Source organism: Candidatus Polarisedimenticolia bacterium (genome assembly GCA_035764505.1).
Taxonomy (GTDB): domain Bacteria; phylum Acidobacteriota; class Polarisedimenticolia; order Gp22-AA2; family AA152; genus AA152.
In genome coordinates, this window is the sequence record DASTZC010000190.1 from 1 (window position 1) to 10,538 (window position 10,538).

10 protein-coding genes are annotated in these 10,538 nt (G+C 66.0%); 4 read left to right on the top strand and 6 right to left on the bottom strand.

The features are described from left to right. Together VFW45_12720 and VFW45_12725 are read right to left on the bottom strand one after the other, a co-directional pair. Nucleotides 1-1,305, bottom strand: a 1,305-nt coding sequence (locus VFW45_12720) for an ABC transporter permease (protein ID HEU5181645.1), incomplete at its 3' end; no start/stop codon positions are given. Next, nucleotides 1,298-1,630 carry a PadR family transcriptional regulator gene (locus VFW45_12725; protein ID HEU5181646.1) on the bottom strand — a complete coding sequence of 111 codons (333 nt, stop codon included), beginning with the start codon at nucleotides 1,628-1,630 and terminating at the stop codon, nucleotides 1,298-1,300. The genes VFW45_12725 and VFW45_12720, both read right to left, overlap by 8 nt. A 340-nt stretch (nucleotides 1,631-1,970) precedes the next feature. Here VFW45_12725 and VFW45_12730 point away from each other — a divergent pair, with 340 nt between their 5' ends. Continuing rightward, nucleotides 1,971-2,732, top strand: coding sequence for a hypothetical protein (locus tag VFW45_12730; GenBank protein ID HEU5181647.1), 762 nt, complete (start codon nucleotides 1,971-1,973; stop codon nucleotides 2,730-2,732). A gap of 119 nt (nucleotides 2,733-2,851) precedes the next feature. Here the strand turns inward: VFW45_12730 and VFW45_12735 are convergent, their stop codons facing one another. Both VFW45_12735 and VFW45_12740 read right to left on the bottom strand, forming a co-directional pair. Beyond that, nucleotides 2,852-3,097 carry a CBS domain-containing protein gene (locus tag VFW45_12735; protein HEU5181648.1) on the bottom strand — a complete coding sequence of 82 codons (246 nt, stop codon included), beginning with the start codon at nucleotides 3,095-3,097 and terminating at the stop codon, nucleotides 2,852-2,854. Between the two features lie 56 nt (nucleotides 3,098-3,153). Beyond that, a complete protein-coding gene (locus VFW45_12740; protein HEU5181649.1) occupies nucleotides 3,154-3,495 on the bottom strand; it encodes a hypothetical protein in 342 nt (113 codons plus the stop codon). A gap of 30 nt (nucleotides 3,496-3,525) precedes the next feature. Between VFW45_12740 and VFW45_12745 the strand changes: the two genes are divergently transcribed. Further along, nucleotides 3,526-5,289 carry a hypothetical protein gene (locus VFW45_12745; GenBank protein HEU5181650.1) on the top strand — a complete coding sequence of 588 codons (1,764 nt, stop codon included), beginning with the start codon at nucleotides 3,526-3,528 and terminating at the stop codon, nucleotides 5,287-5,289. A 129-nt stretch (nucleotides 5,290-5,418) separates the two neighbouring features. Here VFW45_12745 and VFW45_12750 read toward each other — a convergent pair whose 3' ends face one another. Continuing rightward, entirely contained in the window at nucleotides 5,419-5,955 is a 537-nt protein-coding gene (locus VFW45_12750; protein ID HEU5181651.1) for a hypothetical protein, read from the bottom strand. A gap of 307 nt (nucleotides 5,956-6,262) precedes the next feature. Next, entirely contained in the window at nucleotides 6,263-7,837 is a 1,575-nt protein-coding gene (locus VFW45_12755) for an AlkA N-terminal domain-containing protein (GenBank protein ID HEU5181652.1), read from the bottom strand. Between the two features lie 198 nt (nucleotides 7,838-8,035). On the opposite strand from VFW45_12755, the gene VFW45_12760 reads away from it, so the two are divergent. Continuing rightward, nucleotides 8,036-9,199 (top strand): hypothetical protein, encoded by a 1,164-nt coding sequence (locus tag VFW45_12760; protein ID HEU5181653.1) that lies wholly within the window; start codon nucleotides 8,036-8,038, stop codon nucleotides 9,197-9,199. Nucleotides 9,200-9,401: 202 nt separating this feature from the next. Further along, a partial coding sequence (locus tag VFW45_12765) for a DUF2914 domain-containing protein (GenBank protein HEU5181654.1) occupies nucleotides 9,402-10,538 on the top strand: 1,137 nt, incomplete at its 3' end.

A 10,538-nucleotide genomic window follows, 5' to 3' on the forward strand; every position in this document is an offset into this window, starting at 1 on the left:
GAGCTGCCGGACCAGCCGGCCGCGGCTCGCTCCGATGGCCGCGCGGATGGCTATCTCACGGCGCCGGCCGCTGGCCCGGGCGAGCAGGAGGCTCGCGACGTTGGCGCAGGCGATGAGCAGGACGAGGGCGACGGCGCCCAGCAGCAGGTAGAGGGCGCGGCGCGATTCCTGCGGCACCACCCAGTCGAAGAAAGGATTGATCGTGACGGTCCAGCCGTTGTTGGAAGCCGGATACTGGTCTGCCAGGCGCTTCGCGACGCCGCCGAGAGTGGCCCGCGCCTGCTCTATCGTGACGCCGGGCTTCATCTTGCCGAAGACCGAGTAGAGATGGTTGTCGCGGTCACTCGTGGGATCGGCCCGCAGCGGCACGAACAGGTCGGCGCGTCCCCAGTAGAACTCCGGCAGGATGCCGATGACCGTATAAGGAATGTCGTTGAGCTGGATGATCCGTCCAAGGATTTGCGGGTCCTCACCGAAGCGGCGCTGCCACATGCCGCGGCTGAGAAGCACGACACGCTCGCCTTCACCCGGCTTGTCCTCCTCCGGCAGGAAGTCGCGCCCGAGGATGGGCCGGACCCCGAGCAGCGAGAGGAAGTCGTGGCTGACGGCTCGGCCGGAGACGCGCTCCGCCTCGCCGGCCCCGGTGAGGTTGGCGGGCCAGTTCACCGCTGCGGCGACCCGCTCGAAGGCGGTGCCGCCCTGCTCCCGGTAGTCCAGGAAGTTCGGGCCCGACACGGCGAACTCCGTCCAGCCGCGTGAAGGCAGGCTGTCCCAGATGACCACGAGCCGGTCCTGATCGGCGTAAGGCAGTGGCCGCAGGAGAATCGCGTTGAGAATGGTGAAGACGGCCGAATTGGCGCCGATGCCGAGTGCCAGCGTGACCACGACCGCTATCGTGAACCCGGGACGCTTTTTCAGGAGCCGCAGGCCATGCAGCACGTCGGCCGCGAACTCGGAGGCGAATCGGAGGAGGCGTGATCCTCGGCTGCCGCGGCTCTGGCCCGAGACGCTCGCCTGGGGAAGCGGAGTCGGAGCTGCCTGCTCGAGGCGTTCGAGCGTCCGTTGATCCATGGGGAGGCGATCGCGGGTCTGGGAGGCCATGATGTCGCGTGCCAGCCCGTCCCAGTCCTGAATCTCGCCGCGCGCGGTGATTTCCGCTTCTTCGGCCGATGCGCCGCGCTCCCGCGCGGCGCGGTAAGCTTCCTCCATCTGCTGCGCCAGGTCTTCGACGATCTCGGCCTGGCGCTCGGGCCGCAGCCGCGGCAGGCTCAGGCGCTCCCGGATGTAGCGCTTCCAGTCAGGCATGATCGCTCCCCACCACACGGTTGACCGCCTCCATGAACTCGCGCCAGGTGGCCCGCTCCTTGGCCAGCATGCGCCGGCCCTCGGGCGTGAGACGATAGAAGCGGCGGCGCCGCTCGCCGGGACGCTCCTGCCAGCGCCCCTTGATGAGTCCCCGGCTCTCGAGCCGGACCAGCATCGGATAGAGCGAGGCGATCCTCAGGTTCAGCTTGCCGCGCGAGCGCTGCTCGATGCGCTTGCCGATGTCGTAGCCGTGCCGCGGTCCCGCCTCGAGCAGGGACAGGATCAGCAGCTCGGTGCTGCCTTTCTTGAGTTCGCGACTGAACATCGGTCCCTCTCCCTTGGTGATGCGATATATAGGTTCGAAGTATATACAGCAGACCGTGGCCGATCGTCAAGCCGCAATCGCGGGACAAGGCGGGAATACCCGCGGTTTCCGGTGGCGTCCGGTATGCCGGGACGAGTTGACCGGGCGCGCGGCGGAAGACCTAGAATAGCGCCGACGTCGTCATGAGCCCGGAGGTGGAATGAATCCTCGACGACTGCGACAACCCGGCAGGTGCTATCTCTTGGTAGGGAAGAGTCGGCTCATTCTGGCAGCCATGGCCTGCCTCGGTTCCCTTGCAGCTTGCGGGGGACGTCTCGCGACCAGACCGGGAGAATTCGAGGTGAGCGAGCGGAAGGTAACCATGGCGAAGCGGGATTTCACCGCAACCTATGTCAGACCCGCCGCCCCGCGACACCTCGAGCTGGTCGTCTTCTGTACCGGAGATGCCGGCTGGCTGGGAGTGAGCGGCGTCGTCTTCGAGCGCCTGGCGGAGCTGGGCTATTATGCCGTCGGCTACAACGCCCGGGAAATGCTGAAGCCGGTCCGTGAGTCGGGCCAGCGGGTCGGCCTGTCGAGGATGGCCGACTGGCTGGATGAGCTGTTCGGGCAGGCGAGAACTTCCTTCGGCCTTCCGAAAGACACGCGATTGATCATGATCGGGAATTCTCGAGGTGCCAGCGCCGCGGTAATGGCCACCCTGGTGCCGCGGCTGCGGTCGCAGTTCGCCGGCGCCATGGCCATCGCGCTGACGCGCGAGAGCGACTACCTGCGAGCCCCGGATCCCGCTAATCGCCCTCCCGAGATCCAGGTGGACGAGAAAGAGAGAATCCAGCTCTACCCGGCCATCGCGCTGGCCGGTGAGACACCGGTCGCCGTCATCCAGTCGGCCGGCGACAAGTACGTTCCGGCTGAGGAAGCCAGGAAACTGCTGGGGCCCGACACCCCGGTGCGACGGCTCTATGAGGTGGATGCGAAGAACCACGGCTTTTCGGGCGGCCGCGAGGAGCTGCTGCACGATCTCGAGGATGCCCTGCAATGGATCGAGAAGTCGGCGCGGACAGGAGCGGCGCGCGGAGCGGCAGCTCCCAGGCAGACCCCATGAGAGCCGGGCTTCTGCCGGCGCTCACGATCGTCGCGCGAGGTGCCGGAAGGACGTAGCGATTCCGGTGAGGCTTTCCACAAGCGGTCGAGAGAAGCTCGGGTGGCCCGAGCTCCGCGGGCTCAGGAGGCACGCCGCCGCCGGGCGCGCGCCTTGCGGAGGGTGATCCGGACTCGGCGGCTGAGCCAGCCATGCTCGCGCCGCGTCTCCTCGTCGAGTCCTTTCGTCCAGGCCGCGATCATTCCGGTGCGGCCCAGATAGCCTTCGAGACGGAAAGGATCTTCGCGGGCGACCACCGGCAGGCGTCCCACGTCGTGGCGCGACATCCGTTCGACGGCTTCGACCAGGAGCTCGTCGGGGAAGGCCACGACCGCCGTGTCGCTCCCCGCTTCGAGGACGGTCTTCTCGCCGGCCGGGTGCAGGTTCAGGCTCTCAAGAAGATCACCCCGAGTGACGATTCCCGCCAGCTTCCCTTGTGATCGATCACAGGCCAGGCCTGGACCGCTGACAGGGTGGGGTCCATCCTGGTCAGCTGCCCGACCAGATCGGAAACCCGCATCGAGGAAGGAACGGTCGGCACGCTGCGCAGCATGACGTCTCCCACGAACTGGTGCTGCAGGGGGCTGACGGCATACTCGCGCATGACATGGTGACCCTTGCGCGCGACCTTCTCGGTGAGGATGGAGCGCTGATGGCTTCCGCGTGAAATTCCTCCCCTCGCGGCTCCCCCCATTGCGAGGACGATTGAGAGCTTGACCAACCGCACGCAAGGGCGCCGGCCCAGGAGGAGGATGCCATGAGGAAAGTACAGCGTTTCGCCCTGACAATCTGGGTGCTCGCAATGACCGGAATGTCCGTATCCGGAGCGACGAATTCCATCTCGAGCCCCTCGCCCACGACCGTCCCGCCGGCGATCTGCGGCCTCAAGAAGATCTCCTTCAAGGGAGATCTCGACAAAGACGGCAGATCCGACCTTGCGGTGGGCGTGCCGGGCGACGAATCGGTTCACGTGCTGTACGGAAGCTCGCTCGGCGTGAGCACGAGAGATCTGATCCTCAGGCCAGGTTCCAATGGCCTGGCGAACATCACGGGCGGATTCGGCTCGGCGATCGCCCTCGGCGATTTCGACGGCAATGGCTACGATGACCTGGCGATCGGTGTTCCGCAATTCGACGGATTCGGCCTCGAGGACGTGGGGGCCGTGGTGATCGTCACCAGCAGCTCGAGCGGGCTCCGGACCTCCTCCTCGGTCACATTCACGCAGAGCTCCAGCGGCGAGATCTCGGAGCGCGGCGATGAATTCGGCAGCTCTCTGGCAGCGCGGGATTTCAACCACGACGGCTACGCCGACCTCCTGATCGGCGTGCCGTTCGAGGACTACGAGATTTGCCTGGACAATGTCTCCGGCGGTTGTCAGGGTTTGAGTGTTGTTGAGGATGCCGGAGCGGTCAACGTGCTCTACGGCTCGCCGTCGGGATTGACCACCTCGGGGTCGCACTTCTTTTCGCAGGATTTGTCCACCCTCGACCTCGAAGGGACGGTCGACACCGGCGACAACTTCGGATGGGTCGTCGCGGGAGGCGACTTCAACGGCGATGGCATCGACGACGCCGCGATTGGCGTTCCGGGCGACCTCTCGGACCAGGTCGGCGCGGTGAACATCATCTACGGAACCTGCGCGGGGCTGACTTCGTCGGGCAACAAGCGCCTCGAGAGTGGAACCACCGGAGACATCGAAGACGTGCCCGGCTCGGGCGACCGCTTCGGTTCTTCGCTGGCGGCCGCCGACTTCGATGGTGACGGGCGGAGCGACCTGGCCGTGGGTGCTCCCTTCCACGATATTTGCGGGGATTGCTCGTCCAGGACGGCCACGAGCGGAACCGGGCTATGGGTTCCGCCCGAATACAGCGCGGGAGCGGTCACCGTCTTCTACGGGAGCGCCGGCGGCCTCGGCAGCACCTCGTCACGCAGCGCCCAGTTCTGGGATCAGGACAGCAGCGGGATCACGGATTGCGCGGCGGAGGACGACGATTACTTTGGCTACTCCCTCGTGTCGGCGGATTTCGACCTGAACGGCAAATCCGACCTCGCCATCGGGACCCCCGGCGAGGACATTGGCGATGTGGTGAAGGCGGGAATGGTGAACGTCCTCTACGGAAGCTCCTCAGGAATCCGCTCCACCGGCCAGCAGCGATGGTACCAGGGCCCGATCGACGGCACGGCGGAGGCCTATGATTCATTCGGCCTGGCGCTGGCCGCTGGCGATTTCGATGGGAATAGTTACCAGGATCTGGCGATCGGTGTTCCTTACGAGACACCCAACGGCTCGGCCAGCAGCGCGTGTGATGCCAGTTTCCAGGCAGGGGCGGTCAATATCGTCTACGGGCGGTCAGGCTCAACAGTCGGGTTGGACAGCCTCGGAAATGAGACCTGGGACCGCGACGATTATGGGATTGACGGCAGCGTCTCGAACCACGCGTACTTTGGCGGGGCCATGGCATCGGCTGCCGCGGGACCGTCCCGTTTCGAAGTCATGTCCTTGCCCTTCGCGTGCCCTTGACCGAGATCTCCAACTCCACCAGGCCGATCGACGGGTTGAACCCTGCAAAACCGGGAGGCCCGTCATCGGCCGGATGGCTTTCGAACAGGACCTGCGAAGCGCATTGGCTGGGGTATGTAGTCTGCGGAGCTACCTCAGCTTCGGGCAGTCGGTGCCCGAGCCTTCGGCCCACTGCACGAAGCTGGCGGGGATTCTCTTGAAGGCGCCGATCGTCGGGCTGTAGAGGACCACCTCGGTGCGGGAGGCCCCGACGCGCTTGAGATCGGCCACCATCAGATAGAGGCCGCCGGGCGGAGGAGTGGCGCCCACGCCGCGGGGATTGTGGGCTACCTGCAGGGTGAACTCGGCCCGGTCGCGTCCGAGCCGTCGCAGCGTCGGAGTGTAATCCGAGGAGCTGCGCTCCCAGTAGCCGACGTTGGCCGAGCGCTTGACCGTGATGTCGAGGCAAGGGGTCGAGCGTGCCTCCACCGCCTGGTAAACCTCCTCGAAAGGACGGTCGACCATGTGAGTCTCCATCTTCGCCCCGCGCGCCCCTTTCGCTACCTCGGTCCGAAACTCCTCGGGGTTCTGCGGCACGTCGATGGCGACGAGAGGCGAGGCGATGAGGAGGGCTGCCGCAAGAGTGGCCAGCGCCGTCAAGCTCAGGGCACGTCGTCGAAGTCTCACGGTGCATCAAGATGGTGCCCGGAGCTCGCGCGCGCAAGTGCAGCACCGAGCCACCCACCTGGTCGGGGTCGCAATCCTATCGGCAGCCGCCGTCATCTCGCTGACACACCAACCCGGATTGCAGGTCGTCCATGATCTGAAGCCAGGCCCCGACGGGACGCGTCTGGCCGTCGGAGCCCGCCGACTTCCGAGCTTCGATTCGGAGGAGCCGGCTTCGAGTTCGGTCGGGGAATAGGGGGCGAGATGAGCGACCTTTGGGTCGTCGGGCACACGTCATCCGGAAGGACCGGAAGCAGCGTTCTCCTGATCAGGCTCGACTACACGAAGTCCTGACCGGGCCGGACCCTCCCGACGAGCCGGCCGCCTCGGTACTTCGCGCACGGACAGCCTTTACGGCAGCTTCATCCTTCGATGGCGATCCGTTCGATCGCGCTGCCGCATCCCAGAGGTAGGTGGCCGCGTAGGCTCTCCAGGGCCGCCACGCCTCGGCCCGTGATTGGAGCTCGCCCTCGGAAAGTGCGGTTTCCCCGCCGGCCATGCGCCGCAACACCAGATCGGAGGTTGGAAAGGCGTCGGGATCTCCCAGGGCCCGCAAAGCGATGTATTGCGACGTCCAATCTCCCACACCGGAGATCCGGTTCAGGGCGGCGACGGTCTCGTCGGTCGGACCCGCGAATTCAAGCTTGCGCGCAACGACCGACTGGGCGAGGCTGCGGAGGGCGGCCATCCGGCCGCGCGTGAGGCCCAGCCCCTGCAGGTCACCTTCCACGATGGCCCGCGGTGATGGAAAGAGAGTCGTCAGACCCCCCGCGGGGCCTTTCAGCCTGGCTCCCAGCCGCTCCACCAGCCGCGTGGCCAGGGTGCGGGCGCCGGCGACGCTGACCTGCTGGCCCATGATGGCTCGTACCGCACATTCAAAGGGGTCCCAGGCTCCGGGAATGCGAAGTCCGGGGAACCGTGTTACCAACGGTCCCAGAACGGGGTCGGAGCCGAAAGCCTGCACCATCTGGGCAGGATCCGCGGAAGTATCGAACACCCGGCGGGCGGCGGAGGACAGCTCGTACAGGTCGGTCGGGTCGGCCCCCGTCACGCGGAGCTCCAGCGCAAGCTCACCCTCGACGAGTCCGACGCTGACAATGGCTTCGCCGTTCCCGGTTCGGACCGTGCGCGAATAGCTGGCCTCGTCGACTTCCTCCACTCCGGGGATTGCCCGCGCCCGCAGGAACGCCAGCACCCGCGCGAACTCATAGGGCGGTCGAAAAGCCAGCTTCAGGATCACCGTGCCGGCGGGATGTGCGACGGGGTCGCCGCGTCTGCGCCGCCGGAGATCGCGCGGCGCGCACTTGTAGGTTCGACGGAAGGCGCTGTTGAACCGGCGAAGACTCCCGAACCCGGCGGCCAGAGCGATGTCGCCGATGGGCAGATTGGTTTCGTCCAGCAGCCGTTTCGCGAAGTGCAGCCTTCGGGTCTGGGCGAGCGCGATGGGTGAGGCGCCGACATGCTGGACGAACAGACGATCGAGGTGGCGCGCCCCCACGCCGAGCTTGCCGGCAAGCTGATCGACCGAGCCGTCGTCGAGAATGCCTGCGTCGATCAAGCGCAGCGCCCGCCGGACGACCGCCGAGGTCCCCAGCCAGGCGGCGGTCCCCGGCGCTGCCTCCGGCCTGCATCGCAGGCAAGGCCGGTACCCCGCCTCGGCGGCGGCCGCGGCGGAAAAGTAGTAACGGATGTTCGCTCTCTTGGCGTTGCGGACCGTGCAGATGGGACGGCAATAGATGTGCGTCGAGGTGACCGCGATGAAGAACTTGCCGTCGAACCTCGGGTCCCTGCTGTCGCGGGCGCGATCCAGGGCGCGAATGTCGAGAGAGAGTCCGGCGCTCATAGGCACCCCGACGATACACTCTCTGCGCCGCAGCGATTGGCCCTTTTCAGACATCAAATTCCCCATTCAATTGTGGGTCCGAAACCGGCGCATACACGCTTCCTGCTCGGCGTACTGTCCATGTGAACCAGCGGTCGGTGTGGAGCACACGAGATGTTCTCGAAGCCACCCGTTCCGCGACACCCGCAGGAGGAAGACATGCCGTCACGAGGGACCCGAATGGTTTTTGCGGCCGGCGTTCTGGCCGCGCTGACCTTGCCGATGGATCTGGCCGCCCAGACCTATGATGTTACCACCCTGCAGGGATTCGGCGGCGCCGCCGGGGCCAACAGTGTCAATGACCGGGGCTGGGTCGCCGGCCAGGCGGACAAAGAAGGTGATCTGGTCTCGCGGGCAGCCCTGTGGACAGGCGGCCCGACGCCGATCGACCTGGGCTCGCTCGGTGGTCCGGATACCAACAGCGCCGTCGCCTGGCCGGTCAAGAACCGGAACGGCGTCATCGTGGGAATCTCCGACACGCTGCAGGACAATCCGCTCGCTCCTTTGCAGAATTCCTTTTCCTGCTGGCCGTTCTTCGCGCCCGGGGTGCCGACCGGCAAGGTCTGCAAGGGCTTTCGCTGGGAAAAGGGCGTCATGACGGCCCTGCCGGCGTTTCCCGGCGGCTACAACAGCTACGCCACGGCCATGAACGATCGCGGACAGATCGTCGGCTGGGCCGAGAACGGCGTTCATGATCCCACCTGCGATCCCGACTTCCAGACGCTGCAGTTCCGGGCCGTGATCTGGGGACCGAAAGGGGAAATGCAGGAGCTGCCGCCCTTGCCCGGCGACTCGACGAGCGCCGCCACGGCCATCAACTCGAAAGGCCAGGTCGTGGGGATTTCCGGCGATTGCGGGATTGCCGTCGGCGATGTCAGCGCCCGGCACATGGTTCTGTGGGAAAACGGCGTGCCCCAGAGGATCGATGATTTGGGCGGACACACCTGGAATACCCCGACCGCCATCAACAAGGATGGCGTGGTCGTGGGCTTTTCCCTGCCGCTCGACCAGGACGGCACACGAAATTATCGCGCCTTCGTCTGGACCAGGCAGGGCGGCATCAGGAAGCTGGATGAGGTGCCGGACATGGTCCGCAGCCAGGCGCTGGGCATCAATGACAACAATCAAATCGTCGGCCTCGTGAGGATCCTGGGCGTCGGGCTTCGCGCGGTGATCTGGCAGACTCCGACGGCCCCGGTTCAGAAGCTCAATGACCTGGCGCCCGGCGCGCCGCTCCTCATCATCGCGGGGGATATCAACAACGACGGCAAGATCGCCGGATACACGGCCGATGGCCTGGGATTCCTCGCGGTCCCGCGCTGAGCGCGCCAGGAACTCTGCGGGAATCCCGAGTCCCGCAGTTGTAGAAGTGCGATCGTGAAGTAGACAGCGTGCTTTGCCCGAAGCGGCAGGCTGTCGATGATGGCCTGCCGCGCTTTCCGCACGCGATTTCATGAGCCTCGACCTCTCGTTTGCCTCGACCCTCCAGCGTCCGGGAATTACATTCCCTCACGGGGACCGGACCATGACGGAATCGAAACTGAACCAGCGCTACCACCGGCTGCAGGAATTCCGCCACCGGCACGCCAAGGCGGAGATCGCGGTCTTCTTCGCCGCCGGCTTCCTGTTCGACATCTTCACGCTCACCCGCATCGACGATGTCGCCACCCTCGTCCAGCAAGGCGCCTACCTGGTCCTGCTGGGAGGGCTGATGATCCTGGACGAGCGCTACCGCGCGGGGCTTGCCGCGCCGCCGCGATGGCTGGCATCCGCGTGGCGCTTTTCCGAAGACGTCATCCACTTCCTGTTCGGCAGCCTTCTGAGCTCGTTCACCCTCTTCTACCTGAAGAGCAGCTCGGGGCTTGCCACCATCCTGTTCATGACCTTCCTGGGAACGCTCCTGGTCGCCAACGAGCTGCCGGGCTTTCGCGAGAGGGGACCGGTGGTCCGCTTCGCGCTCCTCAGTCTTTGCCTGACTTCGTACGGTGCGCTTCTCCTTCCGGTGGTCCTGGGCTTCATCCGGAAATGGATGTTCGTCACGGCGGTGGTTCTGGCATGTCTCGTGATTGGAGTTTGCGTCAAGACCCTTACCCGCTGGACCGGCGACGCGAAGTCGGTGTGGCGGCGGATGGCGGGACCGGCCTACGCGGTGCAGGCGATCCTGATCGTGGCCTACTTCGCGGGGGCCATTCCGCCGGTGCCGTTGTCGGTGCAGTTCATCGGCATCTATCACGAGGTCGTCCCTCCCGGCGCGCAGGCCACGGCCGAAGCAGGCAACCCCCCGGCTCCCCGGACCTACGAGCTCATACACCAGAGACCGTGGTGGAAGATGTGGCAGCATGGCGATCAGGATTTCGCGGCACGGCCTGGCGACATCGTCTACTGCTTCGCGCGCATCTTCGCGCCGAGAGGCTTCCGGGACGCCATCTATGTCCACTGGCTCTGGCAGGGGCGGGACGGCGGCTGGCGGGACCAGGGACGCGCCCAGCTCGGCATCGTCGGCGGCCGCGGCGATGGGTTCCGCGCCTTCGCGACCAAGAAGAACTACCAGCCCGGCAACTGGCGCGTCGAGATCGAGACCGGCGACGGCCGGGACATCGGCATCATCCACTTCGACCTGGTCGACGACCTCTCCTCCGGGGCGCGCATCTTCCTGGTCGAC

Bases quoted from the DNA above. Each gene is read 5' to 3' on its own strand.
- VFW45_12760 (HEU5181653.1), top strand. From the start codon at position 8,036: ATGCCGTCACGAGGGACCCGAATGGTTTTTGCGGCCGGCGTTCTGGCC.
- VFW45_12725 (HEU5181646.1), bottom strand. From the start codon at position 1,630: ATGTTCAGTCGCGAACTCAAGAAAGGCAGCACCGAGCTGCTGATCCTG.
- VFW45_12745 (HEU5181650.1), top strand. From the start codon at position 3,526: ATGAGGAAAGTACAGCGTTTCGCCCTGACAATCTGGGTGCTCGCAATG.
- VFW45_12755 (HEU5181652.1), bottom strand. From the start codon at position 7,837: ATGAGCGCCGGACTCTCTCTCGACATTCGCGCCCTGGATCGCGCCCGC.